We start from the raw sequence: 24,073 nt of genomic DNA on the forward strand, positions 1-24,073 counted from the left end.
TTCCGAACAACGCTCGGAGTCAAGATGACCGATCTTCTTTTCACGCTGTACCCATGGGTGAAGTCTCTCCATATCATGGCTATGATCTCTTGGATGGCGGGTCTGTTCTATCTACCACGCTTGTTTGTCTATCACGTTGAAAAAGCTCAGGCTGTCGACGGGGCACAAGAGATCTTCTTTGAAATGGAAGAAAAGCTGCTGCGTGTGATTATGCGCCCAGCGATGATCGTGGCTTGGGTATGCGGCCTGATCATGGTGTTCACGCCGGGCATTGTTGGATGGGATTGGTCCTGGCCCTGGGTCAAAGGTGCAGCCGTGATCGGCATGACCTGGTTCCATCACTGGCTGATGGCCCGGCGCAAGGATTTCCTGGAAGGGCGAAATAAGCTCACTGGGCGGCAATATCGCATGATGAACGAGGTTCCGACCGTTTTGATGGTTATCATCGTTCTGGCGGTCATTCTGAAGTTCTGAAGGCCCGTTTGACTCCGAAAGCAGTCGCGCTTATGTAGGGATCAACACGCCCGTCCGGGCGGCGTATCTTCCGTACTGAAATTCCACTTCGTGCCGCGCTGATCGCGGTGAAGGTATATATCATGACAACTGAAGCCCTGAATCTGGCCGACCTGAAAGCCAAAAGCCCCAAAGACCTTCTGGCGATGGCCGAAGAGTTGGAAATCGAAAACGCCTCGACCATGCGTAAAGGCGAGATGATGTTCCAGATCCTGCGCGAACGCGCGGATGAGGGCTGGACCGTTGGTGGCGACGGCGTACTTGAAGTGCTGCAGGATGGCTTCGGCTTTCTGCGTTCACCCGAAGCGAACTATCTGCCGGGTCCGGACGACATCTATGTATCGCCCGACATGATCCGCCAGCACTCGCTGCGGACCGGTGACACGGTCGAAGGTGAGATCAAAGCCCCCGACGATAACGAGCGTTACTTTGCGCTGACCAAGGTCACCAAGATCAACTTCGAAGATCCGGAAAAGGCCAAGCACAAGATCCTGTTCGACAATCTGACGCCGCTGTACCCGGATGAGCGTCTTAAGATGGAGATCGAGGATCCCACCATCAAGGACAAGTCGGCCCGAGTGATCGACCTTGTGTCGCCCATCGGTAAAGGCCAGCGGTCGCTGATCGTGGCGCCGCCGCGGACGGGTAAGACGGTGATCCTGCAGAACATCGCGCACTCGATCGAACAAAACCACCCGGAGTGTTACCTGATCGTTCTGCTGATCGATGAACGCCCGGAAGAAGTGACCGACATGCAGCGCTCGGTGAAGGGTGAGGTTGTATCCTCGACCTTCGATGAACCGGCAACGCGTCACGTGGCTGTATCGGAAATGGTGATCGAAAAAGCCAAGCGTTTGGTCGAACATAAACGAGATGTTGTTATTCTTCTCGACTCGATCACAAGACTTGGTAGGGCCTTTAACACTGTGGTCCCATCCTCGGGTAAAGTTCTGACCGGTGGTGTGGATGCAAACGCTCTGCAACGGCCCAAGCGGTTCTTTGGTGCGGCACGGAACATTGAAGAGGGTGGATCGCTGACCATCATCGCCACCGCGCTGATCGACACTGGTAGCCGGATGGACGAGGTGATCTTTGAAGAATTCAAAGGCACCGGTAACTCGGAAATCGTTCTGGATCGCAAGATCGCAGACAAGCGCGTGTTCCCGGCCATCGACATCCTCAAGTCCGGTACCCGGAAAGAGGACCTGTTGGTCGACAAGGGCGATCTGGCCAAGACCTTCGTTCTGCGCCGTATCCTCAACCCGATGGGCACCACCGACGCAATCGAGTTCCTGCTGTCCAAGTTGAAACAGACCAAGACAAACGGCGAGTTCTTCGATTCGATGAACACCTGACACTGGTCTTTGACCCAAGCGAGGCCTTCGAATGGATACGATATTCGCCTTGGCCAGCGCGCAAGGTAAAGCTGGAGTGGCTGTGATCCGCCTCTCTGGCCCTGACTCTCATTTCGCAGCGGCGCGCCTTACAGGAAATGCGCTTCCCAAACGTGGCATGGTCCTGCGCACGTTGCGGGATGAGAGTGGTGCGCGTCTGGATGACGGGTTGGTTCTGACATTCCAGGCCCCGGCCAGCTTCACCGGAGAGGATGTGGCGGAGTTGCAGATTCATGGCAGCACCGCATCTGTGAACGCTGTGCTGCGGTGTTTGTCGGATATGGACGGCTTGCGCATTGCGGAACCGGGTGAGTTTACGCGCCGGGCGCTTGAAAACGGTAAGATGGACCTGACTCAGGTTGAAGGCCTGGCGGATCTGATAGACGCGGAAACCGAAGCTCAGCGTAAGCAGGCCCAAACCATTCTGGCTGGCGAACTGGGTACACTGGCAGAACGGTGGCGCCGGGATTTGATACGGGCTGCGTCTTTGTTGGAAGCTGTCATCGACTTTGCCGATGAAGAGGTGCCAACTGATGTAACACCTGAAGTTCGCGACTTGATCACCGGTGTCATGTCCGATCTTCGCCGTGAGGCAGAGGGTGTGAAAATCGCTGAACGCATCCGGACAGGGTTTGAAGTCGCTATTGTTGGTCTTCCGAATGCAGGTAAGTCCACTCTTCTAAACGCGTTGGCTGGTCGGAAGGCGGCCATTACCTCGGAATACGCGGGAACCACGCGGGACGTGATTGAAGTGCGAATGGATCTGGCCGGATTGCCAGTAACCTTGTTGGATACGGCGGGGTTGAGAGAAACTGAAGATCACGTTGAAAACCTGGGCATCGAGCTGGCACGCGGCAGAGCGGAAGCTGCCGACCTTCGTGTTTTTCTATCGGAAAAGCCGGAAGAATTGGGTGTTGAGATGCAAGCTGGTGACATTCATGTTTTGCCAAAAGCTGATCTTCGAGGTGAAGAAGGTCTGGGAGTATCCGGGAAGACAGGGCAGGGAGTTGATACGCTTGTAAACCAGATATCGCGTGTTCTAAGTGAAAGAACTACCACCCATGGTATCGCTACGCGGGAACGCCATCGCATAGCGATTAACCGGGCATTGGATTCGCTTCAGTCTGCAATCGCGGTTCTGGAATCAGGTCCGGACCTGTATGATATCGCGGCAGAAGAGCTGAGAACTGCCATTCGAGCTCTTGAATCTCTGGTTGGTAGAATAGATGTCGAAACACTGCTGGATGAAATCTTCTCTAGCTTCTGTTTGGGAAAGTAAGGAGTGTTTCACGTGAAACATTCGAAGTTTGATGTGATCGTTATTGGAGCTGGACACGCCGGTACCGAGGCTGCGCACGCGTCTGCCAGGATGGGGGCTGATACCGCGTTGGTAACGCTGTCTGCATCAGATATCGGAGTAATGTCCTGCAATCCGGCAATTGGTGGTTTAGGAAAAGGCCATCTGGTACGCGAGATTGACGCCCTGGATGGCGTTATGGGACGTGTTGCGGATCAAGCTGGTATTCAGTTCCGTCTGCTGAATCGGCGAAAGGGTCCTGCGGTGCAGGGGCCCAGGACACAAGCAGACCGGGCCTTTTACCGGGCAGCAATGCAGAAAGAAACACAGAGTCAGCCCAACCTGTCCGTTATTGTCGGAGAGGTCGTTGATTTTGTTATGGACGGCCCCCGCGTTTCCGGAGTTTCGCTTGCAGACGGCTCAGAGATTTCTGCACGCGCTGTCATTCTGACCTCTGGCACGTTTTTGCGCGGTGTCATCCATATCGGCGATGTATCTCGCCCCGGTGGTCGCATGGGCGATCGCCCTTCCATCAAGCTTGCGGAACGTTTGGACAGTTATGATCTGCCACTGGGTCGGTTGAAAACAGGCACGCCCCCGCGTTTGGATGGGCGGACAATCGATTGGTCTGATCTCGAGCGTCAAGACGGGGACGAAGAGCCAACACTGTTTTCATTTCTATCGACAGACGTGGTTGCTCCTCAGATTTCTTGTGGAATCACGCATACCAACGCGAAAACGCACGAGATTATTGAGGCCAATCTTTCGAAATCCGGCATGTACGGCGGTCATATTGATGGCATAGGTCCTCGGTATTGCCCTTCTATTGAGGACAAAATTGTGCGGTTTGCTGACAAGGAATCGCATCAGATTTTTCTGGAGCCAGAAGGCGTCAACGATCATACGATCTACCCGAACGGTATCTCGACTTCATTGCCGCAAGATGTGCAGCTGCAGTACGTTCGATCCATTAAAGGTCTTGAAAATGCAGAGATCCTACAGCCCGGATATGCTATTGAGTACGACTACGTCGATCCTCGTGTCTTGACTGCAACCCTGTCGCTGCCCGATGTTCCCGGATTGTATTTGGCAGGCCAGATCAATGGTACTACGGGTTATGAGGAGGCGGCCGCGCAGGGAATGGTCGCTGGCCTCAACGCGGCGCTAGAGGTGCAAGGCCGTGATCCTGTGCACTTCACCAGATCTGACAGCTACATCGGTGTGATGATAGATGATTTGACCACGCGCGGCGTGGCTGAACCCTATCGTATGTTTACGTCACGAGCTGAATTCCGTCTTTCCTTGCGCGCAGACAACGCAGACCAGCGTTTGACGCCGATTGGTATTGATCTTGGATGCGTTGAATCCAACCGGCGGGTGCACTTCGAAGAAAAGATGGCTCAGCTTGATGCTGTAAAAACCAAATTGACAGAGCGCACCTATACACCGAAAGAAGTGCTTTCCGCTGGAATAAACGTCAACCAGGATGGCAATCGCAGGGATGGAATGGCGATCTTGGCATTTCCGGACGTATCCTTCGATAATTTGTTGCCATTGATCCCAGATCTGCAAAATGTAGACCAGAAAATCAGGCTGCAGATTGAACGCGACGCACTTTACGCAAACTACATAGCGCGCCAGAAGCGTGATGTGGAAGCAATGAAACGAGATGAATCTTACGTAATTCCCCGGAATTTCGACTATTTCGCCTTAGATGGTCTGTCCGCGGAAATGAAACAAAAGCTCTCCCAGGCCAAACCTGAAAACATTGCTCAGGCGAGTCGCGTAGAAGGTGTTACGCCTGCCGCGCTGACCCTTGTTCTTGCAAAACTCCGTCGGGACCAAAGGCTTCGACAGGCATGACACCCGACTATTCTGTATTTGAACGATTGAATGTTTCACGTGAAACATTCGAGCGCTTGGAAGTCTACGTGGAAATGGTGCGGCGCTGGAATCCCAAGATCAATCTTGTGTCCCGCAATAGCCTTGAACACATTTGGGAGCGCCACATCCTTGACTCCGTGCAAGTTTATGGCTGCGCGGAACAGTTTCAGAGCTGGGTGGATTTAGGCAGTGGGGGTGGATTTCCAGGTATGGTATGCGCCTTGATTGCCGCAGATCAATCACCAAAGTCGCAATTTACTTTTGTTGAAAGCGATCAACGGAAATCTGCCTTCTTACGCAGTGTTGCTCGGGAGTGTGGAACAACGTGCCGAGTGATTTCTAAACGAATCGAAAGTGTTGATCCTTTGGGCGCGGATATCCTTTCCGCCCGCGCATTAGCAGATTTACGAACGTTATTGTCCTTTTGCGACAGGCATTTAAGCAAGAGTGGCACGGCCTTGTTGCCCAAAGGCGTAAACTGGAAAAAAGAACTGTCCGAGGCGCAAGAGGAATGGAAATTCTGCGCCGAGCCGATTACAAGTTTAACTGAACTTCAGGCCGTTATCCTTAAAATTAAAGGAGTATCACGTGGTTGATCTGTCCCGACCTTCAGGACCTCGTATTATTGCGGTCGCCAATCAGAAGGGTGGAGTGGGAAAGACAACAACGGCAATCAACCTGGCGGCCGGTTTGGCTGAATCTGGTTGCAGGGTGTTGGTGGTTGATTTGGATCCCCAGGGAAATGCGTCCACCGGATTGGGTGTCGAAGATCGGGATTGGACAACCTATGACCTCATACTTGATGATGCCCCGCTGGAGGCTGTCGTTCAGGAAACAGAGATCGAAAACCTTTTGGTTGTTCCTGCCACAGTGGATTTGAGCTCTGCTGACATAGAACTTATTTCGAATGAAAAGCGCAGTTATTTATTGCACGATGCGCTGCGGCAGACTGCGGTTGACGCCTTTAACCTGGATTTCATCCTTATAGATTGCCCACCTTCGTTGAACTTGTTGACCGTCAACGCCATGGTTGCGGCACATTCCGTGCTTGTTCCGCTGCAAAGTGAGTTCTTTGCTCTCGAGGGTCTTTCTCAGTTGATGTTGACGATCCGGGAGGTTCGCCAAACCGCAAATCCCGACCTGAGAATCGAAGGTGTTGTGTTGACCATGTATGACAACCGCAACAACTTGTCCCGTCAGGTTGAAAAGGATGCGCGTGACAATCTGGGTGAGATGGTCTTTAAGACAAAGATACCCAGAAATGTGCGGGTCAGTGAGGCTCCGTCATATGCGTTGCCGGTCTTGCAATATGACTCGGGTTCGCTTGGTGCGATGGCTTACCGGCATCTGGCCCGCGAGATCATGCACAAGAACAATAAAACCGCTGCTTAGGCGGAAATGAGGAGGGCGACATGAGCGCCAAGAAGGCAAAATCCAGAGGGTTGGGGCGCGGTCTGTCTGCCCTTATGGCGGATGTGAACCCCGAAGCAGAAGGACGGGCGCCAGCCGAAGCGCGCCGACCTGATCTGAAAGTTCCAATCGAAAAGCTGAAAGCGAACCCAAATCAGCCGCGCCGCACGTTCCTGCCCGAGCAGCTGGACGAATTGGCCGCCTCGGTTAAGGAAAAGGGCATTATCCAGCCTTTGATTGTCCGGTCGATCGGGGCGGATGAATACGAAATCGTTGCAGGGGAGCGTCGTTGGCGAGCGGCGCAAATGGCGCAGCTGCATGATATTCCGGTCATTGTGCGGGATTTTGACGACACCGAAGTTCTGGAAGTTGCGATCATTGAAAACATCCAGCGCGCGGACCTGAACGCAGTGGAAGAGGCAGCTGGTTACAAGCAGCTGATGGATCGTTTTGGCCATACGCAGGAAAAGCTCGCTGAGGCTTTGGGCAAGAGCCGTAGCCACATTGCGAACCTCTTGCGCCTGTTATCCCTGCCAATTGATGTGCAAACCCTTGTTATTGAAGGAAAATTATCCGCAGGGCATGCACGCGCCTTAATTACGGCCGAAAATCCGTCAGAACTGGCGAAACAGGTCGTCAAAGACGGATTGTCGGTGCGCGCAACCGAAGCATTGGTCAAGAAGCAACAACAAAGTGGCGATGATCGGCCTTCATCCCGGTCCAGAAATCTGGATGCGGGCAAAGACGCTGATACGCGTGCGCTGGAAAAAGACCTGTCTGCGATTCTGGCTATGAAAGTTGCGATCAATCACAAGGCCGGAACAGAAACGGGTCAAGTTGTTCTGACTTACGAGAATCTGGACCAGCTAGACGATCTGTGTGCCAAACTCAGCCGTTAGGCCGTGTCCAGATAAATATCAGAACGCCGCCCAGAACGACGGCCTGAATGGCCAAAACAAAAATCGGGGCGGACATCCAAATCGAAACGCCAAAAACGGCGGCGATTGAAACGGTCGCCGCTTTTTTTGCTGCAGGTCTAATAGCACCCGAACTTTGCCAATCCTGTATCATCGGCCCGAACAGTCGATGGGTCAGCAGCCAAGTGTGAAGCCGCGAGGATGATCTGGCAAAGAAAAACGCTGCCAACAACAGGAACGGCACGGTTGGTAATAGGGGAAGCACAATCCCAACCATCGCCAGGGCAACACATAATAATCCCAGACCGGCCCAAAGGTAATGCATGGTTAGCTCAAAAGTTCCCGGATGACGGCATTCAGTACGGCGCGACCGGCCGCAGTGGCGCGCAGCCTGCCGTTTTCATGTTCAACCATTTTTATTTCAGAGAGATGATCAACAGAGTTCTTTGGAAGTTTTCGACCGGACAACTTCTCCCATCTATCTATATCTAGCCCCTCGGCGATCCTCATACCCATCATAAGGTACTCGTTCCCCTGATCTTCTTCGGATAACAAGGTTCTGCCTTTTTCTCCACTGCCGCGCTCGGCTGCGTCAAGCCAACGTTGCGGATTCAGGTATGTCTCGGTTGCGTATTTTTGGGCGTTCAGAGTAACCCGTCCATGCGCACCGGGACCGATGCCGACATAGTCTCCGTAACGCCAATAGGTCAGGTTGTGCTGGGACTCCGCACCTGCGCGAGCATGGTTGGACACTTCATAAGCAGGCAAACCGTGGGCTTCGCAAATGTCCTGCGTGATCAGATACATGTCGGCGGCGCTGTCATCTTCGGGCAAGCCGCGCAGTTTTCCAACGGCATAGCGATCACTAAAAGCCGTTCCGTCTTCAATCGTCAATTGGTACAGCGACAGGTGATCTACAGCCATTGACAGGGCTTCGTTCAGTTCCGCCTGCCAGGCTTCGGGTGTTTGGTGCTGTCTGGCATAGATCAGGTCAAAACTCACACGATCAAAGCAGGCACGTGCAATGTCAAAAGCGGCTCGCGCCTCGGCGACCGTATGGATACGGCCCAGTCGACGCAGATCTTCGTCATTCAGGGCCTGAACGCCCATCGAGATTCGATTGACGCCTGCATCCCGATAAGCCGCGAACCGGCCAGCCTCAACCGAGCCAGGGTTAGCCTCGAGCGTGATTTCCATGTCGTTGGAGGGATGCCAGAGTGCGCGCGCCTCATCAATTACGGCGGCAACGGTTTCCGGGTCCATCAGAGACGGGGTGCCACCGCCAAAAAAGATCGTGTTCAGGACGCGACCCGGCGTTTCAGAGGCAGAGCGGCGCAGCTCGCTCAGATAAGCAGCAAGCCATTGTTTTTGATTAATATTATTTGAAACATGGCTGTTGAAGTCGCAATAGGGGCATTTGGCCTCGCAAAATGGCCAATGCACATACAGGCCAAAGCCCCCGTTGCGCCAATCATCCGCCAAAGCAGCCTTTCACGAACTTCTCAACCGCGCGGCCGCGGTGGCTGATCTTGTTCTTTTCCCAGCGATCCATTTCGGCAAAGGTAATGTCATGGCCATCGGGGACAAACATCGGGTCGTAGCCGAAGCCGTCCTTGCCGCGGATCGGCCAGACCAGGTGGCCGGGGGCGATGCCTTCGAACACTTCATCATGTCCGTCGGGCCAGGCCAGAACCAGTGTACAACGGAATTGCGCGGTGCGCGGGTGAGGGGCGTTTTTAGCCTCTAGCTCATTGTGGGCGCGAGTCATCGCCATAAGGAAATCGCGACCATTCCCCGTTTCCGCCCAATCAGCCGTGTAAACCCCCGGCGCACCATCCAGCGCGTCGATGGTGATCCCGGAATCGTCCGACAGGGCAGGCAGGCCGGTGGCTTTGGCGGCGGCATGGGCCTTAATCCGGGCGTTACCGACGAAAGTGTCCTCGGTCTCATCAGGCTCAGCCAGGTTCATGTCGCCCGCACCCACAACAGTGACGCCAAAAGGTTCGAGAAGATGCGCCACCTCCTCGAGCTTGCCTTTGTTATGGGTGGCGACCAGCAGCCTGTCCCCATCGAACTTGCGGGTCATGCGGTTGCGGCCTTTTGCGCAACCGCCAGTTCGCCGACGCCTTTTTCGGCCAAATCCATCAGTTGATCCATTTGCGCGCGGCTGAAGACTGAGCCTTCGGCGCTCATCTGCACTTCGATCAGTTTGCCGGATCCGGTCATGATGAAGTTTCCGTCGACGCCGGCTTCGCTGTCTTCCGGGTAATCCAGATCAAGAACCGGTTGACCGGCGTAAATTCCGCAAGACACAGCAGCGACTGGGTCCACCAAGGGGTCCGAGATGACGTCGCCCGCTTTCATCAGCTTGTTCACGGCCAGACGCAGGGCAACCCAACCGCCGGTGATCGAGGCGCAGCGGGTGCCGCCATCCGCCTGAATCACATCGCAGTCCACGGTGATCTGACGCTCACCCAGCGCGACCCGATCCACACCCGCGCGCAGGGCGCGACCGATCAGGCGTTGGATTTCCACGGTGCGACCGCCTTGCTTGCCGCTGGCAGCTTCACGCCGCATCCGGGTATTGGTGGCGCGGGGCAGCATACCGTATTCGGCTGTGACCCAACCCAGGCCCGAGCCTTTGATAAAGGGCGGCACGCGATCTTCGATCGTTGCAGTGCACAAAACGTGCGTGTCGCCCATTTTGATCAGGCAGGAACCTTCGGCATGTTTGGTAAACCCCGTCTCGATTGAAACGGCGCGCATTTCGCTTAAATCTCTTCCAGAGGGTCGCATCGGAATTCCTTTGTTTGCTGGGTTGGGGATAACGCCCCGCAGCGTTACGATGCAACCCCGATTGACCTTTCATTTGCCTGCGATTTAATGACAAACGAGCAGGGGAAGATGCATGAGCGAAGCGAGCAAAATTCTGGATGAGATGAACGACCGGTCGCGTGAAGTATTCCGGTTGATTGTCGAAAGCTATCTGGAAAGCGGTGAGCCCGTTGGCAGCCGTACATTGACGCGCACCCTGTCCGAAAAAGTGAGTGCCGCGACCGTTCGCAATGTGATGCAGGATCTGGAATTTTTGGGCCTTCTGGACAGTCCCCATGTCAGCGCCGGTCGAATTCCAACGCAGCAGGGCCTGCGGATGTTTGTGGATGGATTGCTTGAGGTCGGCGATCTGGGTGCCGATGATCGGCAGAAACTGGAACAGACATTAGGCTCTAACACAGGTGATGTGGGTGGAATGCTGGACCGTGTGGGGTCTGCTTTGTCACACGTGACACAAGGCGCCTCGCTGGTTTTGACGCCCAAGCATGAATCGGAAATCAAGCACATTGAATTTGTTTCACTGGGTCATGACCGGGCATTGGTGGTTCTGGTTTTCTCGGATGGTCATGTGGAAAACCGTCTGTTTACCCCGCCGCCGGGGCAAACCCCCAGTTCAATGCGCGAGGCTGCGAATTTCCTCAATGCGCTTATCGAGGGGCGGACGCTGAGCGAAGTGCGTCGACAGATGCAAACGCAGATCGACGCGCGCAAGCAGGAAATTGACGTTCTGGCGCGTGAGATGGTGGAAAGTGGAATAGCCGCCTGGGACGGAGATGGCAGCGACTCGGCCCGTTTGATCGTGCGTGGACGGGCGAATCTGTTGAACGAACCGGGTCAGGCCGAAGAACTTGACCGGATTCGGACCCTGTTTGACGATCTGGAACGCAAACGTGACATCGCGGAATTTCTTGAATTGACCGAAGATGGCGAAGGTGTGCGCATTTTTATTGGGTCTGAGAACAAACTTTTCTCACTTTCGGGTTCCTCTTTGGTGGTGTCTCCATATATGAACGCTGATCGTAAGATAATCGGTGCGGTCGGGGTCATCGGGCCCACGCGTCTGAATTATGGACGGATCGTGCCGATCGTGGATTATACGGCGCAACTGGTCGGCAAGTTGATATCCGACCGGAGCTAGAGGGTAAGAGATGGCAGAGCCCAAGAACGAAGATTTTCTGGACGATATCATGGCTGCGGAAGCGGAAGAGCTGGCCGAAGAGTTTGCAGAGATCAGCGACGAAGCGCTGGAGCTCGACGAGCTGCGCGCCGAGCGGGATGACTATAAAGACAAGTTCATGCGCGCGCTCGCGGATGCTGAGAATGCGCGTAAGCGTGGCGACAAGGCACGCCGGGATGCGGAACAGTATGGCGGGTCGAAGCTGGCCCGCGACATGCTGCCGGTTTACGACAACATGAAGCGTGCGCTTGAGGCCGCCACCGATGAGCAGAAAGAAGTGGCTGCTGGGTTGCTGGAAGGCGTCGAACTAACCATGCGTGCGCTGAAGGATGTGTTCCAGAAGCACGGGATTGAGGTGATCACACCTGAGGTCGGAGACCGGTTCGATCCAAACGTGCACGAGGCGATGTTCGAAGCGCCGGTGCCGGGCACCAAAGCGGGGGACATCATTCAGGTATCTGCCGAAGGGTTCATGCTGCACGACCGTTTGCTGCGCCCGGCGCAGGTTGGCGTGTCTTCGACGCCGGCAAGCTGATTGGCTTTTCCAAAGCCAAGCCTTCGGCGAGAGTATTTTTGAAAAGATGAAGGGGCGGTCAGGTTCTGGCCGCCTCTTTCAGTTTGTAGATCAGGTCGAGTGCTTCACGAGGGGTAAGCTCGTCCGGCAAGACATCGTCCAGAATATCCGTGACAGGCGAGGTCATTGGGGCAGGTGGCGGAGGTAGTGGCGCGGCTGAAAACAATGGCAGATCGTCGATCAGAGCTTTTTGCTTTCCACCTTCGCGTTCGGTTTTCTCCAATTGATCCAGAACGACACGGGCGCGTTCGACAACCGATGCTGGCAGGCCAGCAAGTTGGGCGACTTGCACACCATAAGATCGGTCGGCGGCACCTTTGTGAACCTCGTGCAGGAAGATCACTTCACCTTCCCATTCTTTGACCGCAACGGTTGCGTTTTCGACACCTTCAAGTTTGCCAGCCAGAGCTGTGAGTTCATGATAGTGCGTGGCAAAAAGAGCGCGGCATTTGTTGGAGGCGTGTAGATATTCCAGTGTGGCCCACGCGATTGAGAGGCCGTCATAAGTGGCGGTGCCGCGGCCGATTTCGTCCAGAATAACCAGCGCACGGTCGTCGGCCTGGTTCAGGATCGCAGCTGTTTCGACCATTTCAACCATAAAGGTTGATCGACCGCGGGCCAGATCGTCCGACGCGCCGACCCGACTGAAGAGTTGGCTGACGACGCCAATATGGGCCCGTTCAGCAGGCACGTAGCTGCCCATTTGGGCGAGCAGAGCGATCAGGGCGTTTTGGCGCAGGAAGGTCGATTTACCGGCCATGTTTGGACCGGTTAACAACCAGATGGCCGCACCCTGATCAGCGCTGAGGTTGCAGTCATTGGCGACAAAGGCATCACCGCTTTGCTGGCGCAGGGCGTGTTCTACAACCGGATGGCGGCCACCTTGAATGTCGAAGGTGCGAGAGCTGTCGACCTGTGGCCGGCACCAGTTTTCACCACGTGCCAGATCGGCCAATGCCGTTGTTAAATCCAGTTCAGCCAGCCCCCGTGCGGCCTGGTTAAGTCGGGCGGCAAGGGCCAAAATTTCATCAGAAAGCCTTTGATAGAGCCGCTTTTCAATCTCAAGCGCCAGATTCCCGGCGTTCAGGATGCGAGTTTCGATTTCCGAGAGTTCGACGGTGGTGAATCGCACCTGATTGGCGGTAGTCTGACGGTGAATATAGGTTTCGCTGAACGGCGGGTTCAGCATCTTCTCGGCATGGGTCGCGGTGGTTTCGATGAAATACCCCAGCACGTTGTTGTGCTTGATCTTCAGCGAGGTGATGCCCGTGTGTTCCGCGTATTTTTGCTGAAATCCGGCGATGACCGAGCGGCCTTCATCGCGTAGCGTGCGGGCCTCATCCAATTCGGTGTCAAAGCCAGGGGCGATGAAACCACCATCGCGCGCCAGCAAGGGTGGTTCGGCGACAAGCGCTTCGTCAAGCAGGCTGAGAAGGTCGTCAAACCCGGTCAGGTTTTGGACTGCGGTCGACAATAAAACTGGCAAATCTTGGGTTTCGCACATTTCTGCAATTTTAGCGGCTTGCGCCAGTCCGTTGCGAATGGCGGCCAGATCGCGCGGGCCTCCTCGTTCGAGGGACAACCGTGACAGGGCGCGGTCCAGATCCGGTGTTTTGCGCAGCGCTTCACGCAAGTCTGTCGTGATCAGGCTGTCTGCGGCTGCAAAGCTGACTGCATCCAGACGCGCATGGATTATGTCCAGGTTTCGGGACGCGCTGGAAAGGCGCTGCTCCAGCAACCGCGCACCGCCCGGAGTGACGGTGCGATCCACCACGGACAAAAGCGAACCGGCGCGTCCACCAGAAAGCGACCGTGTCAGTTCAAGATTGCGACGCGTGGCAGCATCGATCTGAACGACGCGGTCTTCAGATTCCCTGAGCGGGGTTTGCAACAGAGGCAGTTTACCCTTTTGCGTGATTTCCAGATAGTCGATCAGCGCACCCATCGCCGACACTTCGGCACGACCGAAACTTCCAAATGCGTCCAGCGCGCCGACGTTAAACAAACCGCAGATGCGCTTTTCCGCTGCCGTGCTGTCAAAACTGGCGCGTCCCACCGGCGTCAGCGATATCCCAAGATCGCGAACCGTTTCGTGCAACCTGTCTTGCGCCCCGTCTGCCACGATCAACTCGGACGGGGCCAGACGGGCCAGTTCCGGGCTGAGGCGCACAGAGGTCAACGGCATCACGTGAAACGCACCGGTCGAGATGTCGGCCCAGGCCAGAGCGGCCTCATCCCGAACCTCGGCATAGGCGGCCAGAAAGTTGTGACGGCGGGCCTCAAGCAGGGCGTCCTCGGTCAGTGTTCCGGGTGTCACCAGACGCACAACATCGCGCTTTACGACCGATTTAGAGCCTCTTTTCTTCGCTTCGGCAGGGCTTTCCATTTGTTCGCAAACAGCGACGCGAAAGCCTTTCCGGATCAGGGTTAGCAAATACCCTTCGGCCGAATGCACTGGCACACCGCACATGGGAATATCGTTACCATTGTGCTTGCCGCGCTTGGTCAGGGCGATATCCAGCGCTTCGGCGGCATTGACAGCATCTTCGAAGAACATTTCGTAGAAATCGCCCATGCGATAAAACAGCAATGCATCGGCGTGGGCCTCTTTGATCTCGAGGTATTGCGCCATCATCGGCGTGACTGTGGACAAAGGCGGCCCCCTTTTGGCGTTTCCGGGCGTGACCTTACAAACCCGGCCCCTGCGACGAAAGGCGAAAACGTATTGTCGTTGAGGCGCGCCGTTGCCTGCGTTATGAGGCAACAGCCCAACAGATGCAAAGAAACGACATTTCCCATGCCCAAAGCGAAGATCACCAAAGAAGAGGCACTGGCCTTTCACCTGGACCCCACCCCCGGCAAATGGGAAGTGCAAGCCACTGTTCCCATGACCACGCAGCGAGACCTGTCACTGGCATACAGCCCCGGCGTGGCCGTTCCGTGTGAAGCCATCGCCGAAGCGCCTGAGACTGCTTATGACTACACCAACAAGGGCAACCTGGTGGCTGTGATCTCGAACGGGACGGCGGTACTTGGTTTGGGAAACCTTGGCGCGCTGGGCTCAAAACCTGTGATGGAAGGGAAATCTGTTCTGTTCAAGCGGTTCGCCGATGTGAACTCGATCGATATTGAATTGGACACCGAAGACCCGGATGAGTTCTGCCGTGCTGTACGCCTTATGGGGCCGACTTTTGGCGGCATCAATCTGGAAGACATCAAAGCGCCCGAGTGTTTCATCATCGAACAGCGTCTGAAAGAAGAGATGGATATCCCTGTCTTCCACGACGATCAGCACGGGACGGCGGTGATCTGTGCCGCGGGTTTGCTGAACGCGCTGCATATTTCGGGTAAGAAGATCGAGGATGTGAAGATCGTGTTGAACGGTGCGGGCGCGGCAGGGATCGCTTGTATCGAATTGCTGAAAGCGATGGGCGCACGGCACGAGAATTGCATTGTCTGTGACACCAAAGGCGTGATTTATCAGGGCCGGACCGAAGGTATGAACCAGTGGAAGTCCGCCCACGCCATCTCCACGGATTTGCGTACGCTGGAAGATGCGATGAAGGACGCGGATGTGTTTCTTGGCGTGTCGGTCAAAGGTGCGGTCACACAAGAAATGGTCGCAAGCATGGCGGACAACCCGGTGATTTTTGCGATGGCGAACCCTGACCCCGAGATCACGCCGGAAGAAGCACATGAGGTGCGCGTTGATGCCATCGTCGCCACCGGGCGCAGCGATTATCCCAATCAGGTCAATAACGTACTTGGCTTCCCCTACCTGTTCCGGGGTGCATTGGACATCCATGCCCGCGCCATCAATGACGAGATGAAGATTGCCTGCGCCCACGCGCTGGCCAATCTGGCGCGCGAGGATGTGCCGGATGAGGTCGCGATGGCCTATGGCAAATCGCTGACTTTCGGGCGCGATTATATCATCCCGACACCGTTCGACCCGCGGCTGATCCACCGTATTCCACCAGCCGTTGCCAAGGCCGGAATGGATACTGGTGCAGCACGTCGCCCGATCATTGATATGGACGCGTATGAACTAAGCCTGAAATCCCGCATGGATCCGACCGCAAGCATCCTGCGCGGTTTGAACGCCCGTGCGCGTCAGGCGCAAAGCCGGATGATCTTTGCCGAGGGCGATGATCCACGGGTGCTGCGCGCTGCGGTCATGTATCAGCGTTCAGGCTTTGGTAAAGCGCTTGTGGTCGGACGCGCGGATGATGTCAAAGAAAAGCTGGAAGCCACGGGTCTTGGGGATGCGGTACGAGAAATCGAAGTTGTGAACGCCGCCAATACCACCCATCTCGAGACTTATTCGAACTTCCTTTATGAGCGCCTGCAACGTAAGGGTTTTGACCGCAAGGACATTCACCGCCTTGCTGCGCGGGATCGGCACGTGTTCTCGTCATTGATGCTGGCCCATGGTCACGGGGATGGGCTGGTCACGGGCGCGACGCGCAAGTCGGCTCATGTGCTGGATCGGATCAATCACGTCTTTGACGCCGATGCTGCGCATGGGGCTGCTGGTGTGACGGCCCTTTTGCACAAAGGTCGGATTGTCTTGATTGGGGACACTCTGGTGCATGAATGGCCGGACGAAAACGATCTGGCCAATATCGCCGAGCGCTCTGCAGCCGTCGCCCGACACATGGGTCTGGAGCCTCGGGTTGCGTTTGTCAGTTTCTCGACATTTGGCTATCCGGTCTCGGAACGCGCCGAGAAAATGCACCGCGCGCCCGCAGTTCTGGACCAGCGCGGCGTTGATTTCGAGTATGAAGGCGAGATGACGGTTGATGTGGCCCTGAACGTGGATCAGCAGGCCACTTATCCTTTCCAGCGTCTGACAGGTCCGGCGAACATCTTGATCGTTCCGGCGCGGCACTCTGCCTCGATCTCGACCAAGCTGATGCAGGAGATGGGCGGCGCGACCGTCATTGGCCCGATCCTGTCGGGCGTGGATAAGCCGATTCAGATCTGTTCCACCGTTTCGACCGCGAACGACATTCTCAACATGGCCATTCTGGCCTCATGCGATATTGGATAAGTCATGACGATCTGGAACCTCGGCTCGATCAACGCGGATATGGTTTATGACCTGCCGCATTTGCCTGCGCCGGGGGAAACTCTGGCCGCCCTTGGGCTGGACCGGTTTCTGGGCGGCAAGGGGGCCAATATGTCGGTGGCAGCGGCACGGGCCGGGGCGCGTGTCAGCCATATCGGCGCTGTCGGCCATGATGGGCGCTGGGCGAAAGACCGATTGACGGAATATGGCGTGGATACGCGTTACATTTCAGAGGCAGATGTACCGACCGGGCACGCAATTATTGCCGTGGATGCTGAGGGCGAAAACCTGATCATCCTGTATCCCGGTGCCAATCATGCGTTAGAGGTCAGCGATCTGGGACAAGCGCTGTCATCGGCAAGCACGGGTGACCTGCTGATCCTGCAGAATGAAACCAACGCACAGGTTGAAGCCGCGCAGTTGGGGCACCGGATGGGATTAACCGTGTGCTATGCCGCTGCACCGTTTCAGGCCCAGGCGGTAAAGGCGGTTCTGCCATATCTGGACTTCCTGATCCTCAACGAGATCGAGGCTGAACAGCTGCGTCAGGAAACCGGGTTAAGCGCGGCTGATCTGCCAGTGCGGCACGTGATTGTCACGCTGGGTTCAAAAGGCGCGCGGTATTTGCAGAATGGCAGTGATCCGGTCGAGTTTGAAGCGCACAAGGTGCAGGCTGTCGACACCACAGGGGCAGGCGATACCTTCACCGGCTATGTTTTGGCGGGCATGGATCGTGGGATGCCTATGGAACAGGCTATTCTGCAAGCAAACCGCGCCGCGGCCCTGATGGTTACGCGGCACGGGACGGCTGATGTTATTCCTGACCTGAAAGAGGTGCGCGACGCGTCTTTCGATTAAGATCCGACAAACGGAGCGTCGGAACCCCAAAGCTGTTTGACGCGTGCGTCACGGCCGCAAGCTTTGCGGTAAGCTTTGTACGCGCTGTGCTGTCGCTTGGGCCCAAAGCGGGTGAAGATCAGTTTGTTCCCCTTGTAGTAATCCTGATGATACGCCTCGGCTGGGTAAAAAGTGCTTTCATTCAGGATGGGCGTTACAACTGTCTGGCCCAAAGCCCGCTGCGCATCTGCTTTTGCTTTTTCGGCCAAAGCTTTTTCCCCTGTGTTAGAGACGAAAATTGCCGTGCGGTAACTGTCGCCGCGATCGCAGAATTGCCCCCCGGCATCTGTGGGGTCGACTGAGCGGAAGAACATGTTCAAAAGTGTTTCACGCGAGACCTGAGCCGGATTGAACGTGATCTGAACCGCCTCGTAATGGCCGGTTCCTCCTTTTGTGACCTGATCATATGTGGGATTTTCTGAGTTGCCACCAGTGTAACCTGAAATCGCCTCGATGACCCCGGGGACCGACTCAAAATCAGATTCAACGCACCAGAAACATCCTCCGGCTACTGTCAGTGTTTCTGTTCCCGCCGCCGGCGCAGGCAAAGCGCGCAGCATCGCCGCCAAGCCGATCAGCGTGAACAGAAGGGCTGGTTTAAGCGTGTCGAGGTAAGCAGTCCGTGTCATGTCAGGTCTCCTTTCAGATCCAAGGTGACCTGACTTGAACCAACATGCAATTGCCTGACATCCCATGTCACGCGCTGGTGAGACGAGTTTATCAGCTTCAGCCAAGTCCCAAGAAACCTTGTGTCTCGCAATCAAAAGACATTTTCTGGGATGTGGTGATGCAAGCTTGGAATCAGGATCGATGACACAGGAGATGCAGGTTTCGACGCGCGTGCTGGTGATAGTTGCGCCCAGCTTCAATATGGCAGCAACCATGGCGTTCATCGACCCGTTTCGCGCGGCCAACTATCTGGATGGAAAGCCCTATTTCAAATGGGACTTCCTGTCAGAAGCAGGCGGTTTCTGTGTGTCCAGCAATGGTGCAGGCATTGAAACTAAATCGCTTGATGCGCTTCCTTTTTCCGAGGCGGATATCGTCATTGTCTCGTCCAGTTGGACACCGGAACGGCACCTGACATCCAAACTGGGAACAGCCTTGCGCCAACTTGCGCGCAGCGGCGCGACTTTGGGTGCCTTGGATACGGGCGCCTTCATACTGGCGCAGGCCGGGCTGTTAAATGGGCGGCGCGCCACCGTTCATTATGAGCATATCGATGCATTGCAGGAGCTTTATCCAGAGATAGAGGTTGTTGAGAATCTTTATGTTATGGACGGCAATCGGCTTACCTGTTGCGGCGGTTCTGCAGCAACTGACTTTGGCTTGCAGATTCTTCAGGGGATACATGGCAGCGCCCTTGCCAATGCAGCGGCCAGGTACGTGTTTCACGACCGATTACGCGGCCCTGCGGAACAACAACAACCTCAAGGGACCGAGCCTTTGGGAACGACAGTGCCCGCCAAGCTTAAAACGGCGATTCAGGTGATGGAGGCCAATCTTGAGGAGCCCATTCCCGTTCCCCAGATTTGCAAGCGCGCGGGAATCTCTCATCGCCAACTGGATCGGCTGTTCGCGACTTACATCAAGAAAACGCCTGCGCTTTATTATCGTGACATTCGGCTGGATCGGGCGCGTGGCCTGGTCACGCAGACCGAACTTCCCATCGCAGAGGTCGCCCTGGCTGCGGGCTTTTCCAGCCCCGTGCATTTCAGCCGGGCGTATAAAGAAAGATTTGGCCTGCCCCCAACGCGCGACCGGGTCGAGGGCAGGGTTCCATTCGAATTCCGCGCCTGGCCGATGCATCGCAAGGCTAAAGACTGATAGCATCGGAATCATTTATTTGGCCAAAAAGGAAAATAATCAGGCGGAAAAAGTTAAGTAACCAACAAAGACTCAGAAGATCATACGCGCCACACGTCAATCATCGGGGCAATGCCTGCCCCTGAGCTGTGGAGCCACCCATGAGCCAGCTGCCGTCCAAAACCCAGTTCGAGCGGATTTCCGATGGTTTTAGCACGGATCCTTACAATACCAGTTCTCTGAAAGCCGAAGCCTATGTTGATCCGTCCTGGTTTCAGGTCGATCAAAACGAAGTGCTAGCCAAGACCTGGCAATGGGTGTGCCACGTTGAAAAACTGCGCGCTCCGGGGTCATACACAACCGTCGAAATCGCCGGACGTCCAATTGCCGTTGTGCGCGACCGCGAGGGCACACTGCGCGCCTTCTATAATGTCTGCAAACATCGGGCCCATCATCTGCTGTCGGGCGAAGGTGAAACCACACGCATCATGTGCCCATATCACGCCTGGGTCTACAAACTGGACGGCCAATTGGTGCGCGCGCCCGAGACTGAGAATCTCACCGACTTCAAAACTTCGGATATCTGTCTGGACCAAGTACAGGTCGAAGAGTTTGCCGGGTTCATTTACGTCAATTTAGACCCTAACGCGGCACCTTTGCGCGAAGTTTCCGGAAATCTGGAAACCGAAATCCGCCACTGGGCACCGGATATCGAGCAACTGACATTTGGTCATCGCCTGACCTATGACATCAAGTCGAACTGGAAGAACGTCGTCGACAACTTCCTTGAATGCTATCACTGCCCGACAGCGCACAAGGATTTCTGTGATCTGGTCGATATGGACACCTACAAGGTGACCACATACGGCATCTACTCCAGCCACATGGCCGAGGCGGGTAAGGGTGCCAACACGGCTTATGACGTGTCCAATGCAACTGTGCGCACCCATGCAGTTTGGTGGTTGTGGCCCACAACATGTCTGATGCGCTATCCGGGGCGGTCTTCGATGATCGTGCTGAATATCATCCCGATAGGTCCTGACCGGACGCTCGAAACCTATGATTTCTTCCTTGAAACCCCGGAACCTGATGAGGCCGAGCTGGAAGCCATCCGCTATCTCGATGAGGTTCTGCAACGCGAAGACATCGACATTGTCGAAAGCGTTCAGCGCGGGATGAGCACCCCGGCCTTTACGCAAGGTCGGATCGTGCATGATCCCAATGGTTCGGGCAAATCAGAACATGCGGTGCATCATTTCCACGGGCTTGTACTGGACGCCTATGCAAAGGCTGCACCGTGAAACGGCCCAACATCGTTGTGATTATGGCCGATCAACTGGCGCCGCATTTTTGCGGCGCGTACGGCCATCCCACGGTCAAGACCCCACATATTGACGCGCTTGCCGCGCGCGGGATGCGATTTGACGCGGCCTATTGCAACTCACCCCTTTGCGCACCGTCGCGATTTGCGTTCATGTCCGGGCAGTTGATCAGCCGGATCGCTGCTTATGACAACGCCAGCGAGTTTCGCGCCTCGGTCCCGACCTTTGCGCATTACCTCAAGGCGTTAGGCTACCGGACCTGCCTGTCGGGCAAGATGCATTTTGTCGGGCCGGACCAGAAACACGGGTTTCAGGACCGTGTGACAACCGACATCTATCCCGCCGATTTTGCCTGGACCCCGGATTGGGAAGCCCCGGACGAGCGGATCGACAAGTGGTATCACAACATGCAAACCGTCAAGGAAAGTGGCGAGGCAGTCGCCACGTTCCAGACGGATTATGACGACGAGGTCGAATTTGCCGCGCGCCGCTGGTTGATCGACAGGGGCCGCGATCGGGCGGCTGGGGATAATGCTCCGTTCTGCTTGGTGGCCAGCTTCATTCATCCCCATGACCCCTATGTGGCCAAGCCCGAGTGGTGGAACCTGTATTCCGACGCAGACGTCCCGATGCCGGAATTTATACTAACGCCCGAGGAACAAGACCCGTTCTCACGTCGCGTGATGGATGGGATTGAGGCAAGCTATGTCCCTCTGACCGTGGAAGAAATCCGCCGCGCGCGCCGCGCTTATCTGGCCAATGTCAGTTACTTCGACAGCAAGGTCGGCGCGATAGTCAAAGCTTTGGAAGACATCGGCGCGTTAGACAATACCATCGTCATCGTCACCGCAGACCACGGCGATATGCTGGGTGAGCGGGGGCTTTGGTACAAGATGAATTTCTTTGAACACTCTGCCCGAGTGCCTTTGATCATGGCTGGCCCCGGTGTTGCCAAAGGGTATGCCGACAACGCTTGCTCGCTGCTCGATCTGCTCCCGACCTTTGTGGACATCGCTGGCGGTTCTGATGCGATCTACGGGGAACCGATTGACGGCCGATCCCTGATGCCGCTGGCACGCGGAGAAACCGACCCTGTGGATGAAGCCATCGGTGAATATTGCGCCGAGATGACGCCTTATCCGGTATTCATGATCCGGCGTGGTTCGTTGAAGTATATCCACTGCGACCCGGACCCACCTCAGCTTTATGACCTGTCCAAGGATCCGTTGGAGAAGGTGAATGTGGCCGATGACCCGGCTTACGCTGAGCAGTCCGCGCAGTTTGCTGAAGAAGTGGCGCAACGTTGGAACAGTGAAACCCTGCGCGCGGACGTCATTGCAACGCAAAAGTCCCGCCGTGCTCTGCACGCCGCGATGGAGGCGGGCGCCAGTGAAGCCTGGGATTACAATCCACCGCGCGACGCCACGCAGGAATATGTCCGCAATCACATGGACTGGACGGTTGCAGCGACTCGCTATCGCTATCCGCCTTTGAAGGAGACCAAAGAATGATGCTGGACGGCAAAACAGCGCTTGTAACCGGTGGGCGCGGCGGGATCGGGCGCGCGATCGTGGCACGTTTTCTGCGCGAGGGTGCACAGGTCTATGCGGCTGACCTGACGCCCGAAGGATCTCTGGCGGCTCATGATGATGACGGCAGCATCTTTGTGAAACTGGACGTCACGCAGGAAGCTGATGCGATTGCCGCGATGGAACAGGTTGGTGCCGAAGCTGGCCAACTGGACATTCTGGTCAACGCCGCTGGTATCGAGATTGAAAAGACCATTGAACAGACCACGCTGGAGGAATGGAACCTGTCCTTCGCTGTGAATGTCACGGGCACGTTCCTGACTTCAAAACATGCATTGCCGCTGTTGCGCAAAGGGGCCGCGTCGGGAACATCAGCCTCGATCATCAATTTCGGGAGTTACGATGGGTACATTGCGGACCCCGGCCTTGCCGCCTATTGCGCGACCAAAGGTGCGGTTCATGCACTGACGCGTGCGATGGCGTGTGATCACGGGCCGGAAGGCATTCGTGTGAATGCCATATGCCCCGGCTATGTCGACACACCCATGTTGCAAAGTTTCTTCACAGGCGATGGCTCGGGTGGGGGCGGTAAGACCATTGACCAGTTGCAGCAGGCCGTGCGCGATGTGCACCCGATGCGCACTTATGGCACGCCGTCCGATATCGCCAATCTGGTGAACTGGCTGGCCTCGGACGAGGCGCGCTATGCCAGCGGTCAACTTTGGGTTCTGGACGGGGGGCTGAGCGCACAAGTTCAGCAGATGAAGCTATGAGCAAACCGGTTATCATTACATGTGCTCCGACTGGTGGGATTCATACGCCGACCATGTCAGAACACTTACCCATCACGCCAAACGAAATCACCGAGGCCAGTATAGGCGCGGTCGAGGCCGGGGCTTCGATCATCCATCTTCATGCTCGCAATCCGGAAAACGGTCGACCAGATCCGGACCCTGACCTTTTCATGCAGTTCCTGCCCCGCATCAAACAAGCAACCGGTGCTGTGATGAATGTCTCAACCGGTGGCGGGTTGGGCATGACCCGCGAAGAACGCCTGCGTGCGGCACTACGGGCCAGCCCCGAAATGGCCAGCATGAACATGGGGTCGATGAACTTCGGCATCTTCCCGATGATGCAGAAGTATTCAGGCTGGAAACATGACTGGGAGCCCGAGTTTCTGGACATGACCCGCGACTTCATTTTCCGCAACACGTTTGCCGATATCGAATATGCGATGAAGGAATTGGGTGAAGGTCACGGCACGAAGTTCGAGTTTGAATGCTACGATTTGGGGCACCTCTACAATCTGGCTTGGGTGGTCGATCAGGGCTGGGTGAAGCCGCCGTTTTTTATCCAGATGGTGTTTGGCATTCTGGGTGGCGTGGGGGCTGATCCCGACAATCTGATGCACATGCACACAATTGCCGAAAAGCTGTTTGGCGGCAGC

At 55.8% G+C, this 24,073-nt stretch carries 22 protein-coding genes; 16 read left to right on the forward strand and 6 right to left on the reverse strand.

Annotation, left to right across the window (positions count from 1 at the left end; genetic code table 11):
• The first annotated feature begins 24 nt into the window (after positions 1–24).
• The 7 genes from AC2FNU_RS05460 (at position 25) to AC2FNU_RS05490 (ending at position 7,397) form a co-directional block, all read left to right on the forward strand.
• The gene (locus AC2FNU_RS05460; RefSeq protein WP_496785763.1) at positions 25–474 is read left to right on the forward strand and encodes a CopD family protein; all 450 of its coding nucleotides are present in this window, start codon (positions 25–27) and stop codon (positions 472–474) included.
• Positions 475–596: 122 nt separating this feature from the next.
• The gene (gene rho / locus AC2FNU_RS05465; protein WP_496785765.1) at positions 597–1,868 is read left to right on the forward strand and encodes a transcription termination factor Rho; all 1,272 of its coding nucleotides are present in this window, start codon (positions 597–599) and stop codon (positions 1,866–1,868) included.
• Between the two features lie 31 nt (positions 1,869–1,899).
• Positions 1,900–3,186 carry a tRNA uridine-5-carboxymethylaminomethyl(34) synthesis GTPase MnmE gene (gene mnmE / locus AC2FNU_RS05470; protein ID WP_496785767.1) on the forward strand — a complete coding sequence of 429 codons (1,287 nt, stop codon included), beginning with the start codon at positions 1,900–1,902 and terminating at the stop codon, positions 3,184–3,186.
• 12 nt (positions 3,187–3,198) lie between these two features.
• Complete coding sequence (mnmG, locus tag AC2FNU_RS05475; RefSeq protein WP_496785769.1) at positions 3,199–5,067, forward strand: tRNA uridine-5-carboxymethylaminomethyl(34) synthesis enzyme MnmG; 1,869 nt, start codon at positions 3,199–3,201, stop codon at positions 5,065–5,067.
• Positions 5,064–5,684 carry a 16S rRNA (guanine(527)-N(7))-methyltransferase RsmG gene (gene rsmG, locus AC2FNU_RS05480; protein ID WP_496785771.1) on the forward strand — a complete coding sequence of 207 codons (621 nt, stop codon included), beginning with the start codon at positions 5,064–5,066 and terminating at the stop codon, positions 5,682–5,684. The genes mnmG and rsmG overlap by 4 nt, the downstream gene beginning before the upstream one ends.
• On the forward strand, positions 5,677–6,480 hold the full coding sequence (locus AC2FNU_RS05485; protein WP_171184679.1) for a ParA family protein: 804 nt from the start codon (positions 5,677–5,679) through the stop codon (positions 6,478–6,480). The genes rsmG and AC2FNU_RS05485 overlap by 8 nt, the downstream gene beginning before the upstream one ends.
• Positions 6,481–6,500: 20 nt before the next feature.
• Positions 6,501–7,397, forward strand: coding sequence for a ParB/RepB/Spo0J family partition protein (locus AC2FNU_RS05490; protein WP_496785773.1), 897 nt, complete (start codon positions 6,501–6,503; stop codon positions 7,395–7,397).
• Here the strand turns inward: AC2FNU_RS05490 and AC2FNU_RS05495 are convergent.
• From AC2FNU_RS05495 to rph, 4 genes are read right to left on the reverse strand one after another with little or no spacing between them, the layout of a single operon-like run.
• On the reverse strand, positions 7,387–7,740 hold the full coding sequence (locus AC2FNU_RS05495) for a YbaN family protein (protein WP_496785774.1): 354 nt from the start codon (positions 7,738–7,740) through the stop codon (positions 7,387–7,389). The genes AC2FNU_RS05490 and AC2FNU_RS05495 overlap by 11 nt on opposite strands.
• 2 nt (positions 7,741–7,742) lie before the next feature.
• Positions 7,743–8,897 carry a radical SAM family heme chaperone HemW gene (hemW, locus tag AC2FNU_RS05500; RefSeq protein ID WP_496785775.1) on the reverse strand — a complete coding sequence of 385 codons (1,155 nt, stop codon included), beginning with the start codon at positions 8,895–8,897 and terminating at the stop codon, positions 7,743–7,745.
• Positions 8,887–9,501, reverse strand: a complete 615-nt coding sequence (rdgB, locus tag AC2FNU_RS05505) for an RdgB/HAM1 family non-canonical purine NTP pyrophosphatase (protein ID WP_496785776.1) — start codon at positions 9,499–9,501, stop codon at positions 8,887–8,889. Before rdgB ends, hemW begins: the two co-directional genes overlap by 11 nt.
• Positions 9,498–10,211, reverse strand: coding sequence for a ribonuclease PH (rph, locus tag AC2FNU_RS05510; protein WP_496785778.1), 714 nt, complete (start codon positions 10,209–10,211; stop codon positions 9,498–9,500). The genes rdgB and rph overlap by 4 nt, the downstream gene beginning before the upstream one ends.
• A gap of 112 nt (positions 10,212–10,323) precedes the next feature.
• Here rph and hrcA point away from each other — a divergent pair, with 112 nt between their 5' ends.
• On the forward strand, positions 10,324–11,388 hold the full coding sequence (gene hrcA, locus AC2FNU_RS05515; RefSeq protein WP_496785780.1) for a heat-inducible transcriptional repressor HrcA: 1,065 nt from the start codon (positions 10,324–10,326) through the stop codon (positions 11,386–11,388).
• 10 nt (positions 11,389–11,398) lie between these two features.
• Positions 11,399–11,962 (forward strand): nucleotide exchange factor GrpE, encoded by a 564-nt coding sequence (locus AC2FNU_RS05520; protein ID WP_496785782.1) that lies wholly within the window; start codon positions 11,399–11,401, stop codon positions 11,960–11,962.
• Between the two features lie 58 nt (positions 11,963–12,020).
• Here AC2FNU_RS05520 and mutS read toward each other — a convergent pair whose 3' ends face one another.
• On the reverse strand, positions 12,021–14,636 hold the full coding sequence (gene mutS / locus AC2FNU_RS05525; protein WP_496785809.1) for a DNA mismatch repair protein MutS: 2,616 nt from the start codon (positions 14,634–14,636) through the stop codon (positions 12,021–12,023).
• 162 nt (positions 14,637–14,798) lie between these two features.
• On the opposite strand from mutS, the gene AC2FNU_RS05530 reads away from it, so the two are divergent.
• Both AC2FNU_RS05530 and AC2FNU_RS05535 read left to right on the forward strand, forming a co-directional pair.
• Complete coding sequence (locus AC2FNU_RS05530; RefSeq protein ID WP_496785785.1) at positions 14,799–17,054, forward strand: NADP-dependent malic enzyme; 2,256 nt, start codon at positions 14,799–14,801, stop codon at positions 17,052–17,054.
• A gap of 3 nt (positions 17,055–17,057) precedes the next feature.
• Positions 17,058–17,930 carry a ribokinase gene (locus AC2FNU_RS05535; RefSeq protein WP_496785787.1) on the forward strand — a complete coding sequence of 291 codons (873 nt, stop codon included), beginning with the start codon at positions 17,058–17,060 and terminating at the stop codon, positions 17,928–17,930.
• On the opposite strand, the gene msrA is transcribed toward AC2FNU_RS05535, so the two are convergent.
• The gene (msrA, locus tag AC2FNU_RS05540; protein ID WP_496785791.1) at positions 17,927–18,598 is read right to left on the reverse strand and encodes a peptide-methionine (S)-S-oxide reductase MsrA; all 672 of its coding nucleotides are present in this window, start codon (positions 18,596–18,598) and stop codon (positions 17,927–17,929) included. The two genes, AC2FNU_RS05535 and msrA, sit on opposite strands and share 4 nt — an antisense overlap.
• A gap of 181 nt (positions 18,599–18,779) precedes the next feature.
• Here msrA and AC2FNU_RS05545 point away from each other — a divergent pair, with 181 nt between their 5' ends.
• From AC2FNU_RS05545 to AC2FNU_RS05565, 5 genes are all read left to right on the forward strand, one after another.
• The gene (locus tag AC2FNU_RS05545; RefSeq protein ID WP_496785793.1) at positions 18,780–19,796 is read left to right on the forward strand and encodes a GlxA family transcriptional regulator; all 1,017 of its coding nucleotides are present in this window, start codon (positions 18,780–18,782) and stop codon (positions 19,794–19,796) included.
• Positions 19,797–19,936: 140 nt separating this feature from the next.
• Positions 19,937–21,076 (forward strand): aromatic ring-hydroxylating oxygenase subunit alpha, encoded by a 1,140-nt coding sequence (locus AC2FNU_RS05550; protein ID WP_496785796.1) that lies wholly within the window; start codon positions 19,937–19,939, stop codon positions 21,074–21,076.
• Positions 21,073–22,608 (forward strand): choline-sulfatase, encoded by a 1,536-nt coding sequence (gene betC, locus AC2FNU_RS05555; protein WP_496785798.1) that lies wholly within the window; start codon positions 21,073–21,075, stop codon positions 22,606–22,608. Before AC2FNU_RS05550 ends, betC begins: the two co-directional genes overlap by 4 nt.
• The gene (locus tag AC2FNU_RS05560; RefSeq protein WP_496785801.1) at positions 22,605–23,399 is read left to right on the forward strand and encodes an SDR family NAD(P)-dependent oxidoreductase; all 795 of its coding nucleotides are present in this window, start codon (positions 22,605–22,607) and stop codon (positions 23,397–23,399) included. The genes betC and AC2FNU_RS05560 overlap by 4 nt, the downstream gene beginning before the upstream one ends.
• Positions 23,396–24,073 (forward strand): beta-keto acid cleavage family enzyme (locus AC2FNU_RS05565; protein WP_496785804.1); only part of this gene is annotated, 678 nt, incomplete at its 3' end. The genes AC2FNU_RS05560 and AC2FNU_RS05565, both read left to right, overlap by 4 nt.

The sequence above is a fragment of the Ruegeria sp. BHSB064 genome (assembly GCF_059613205.1).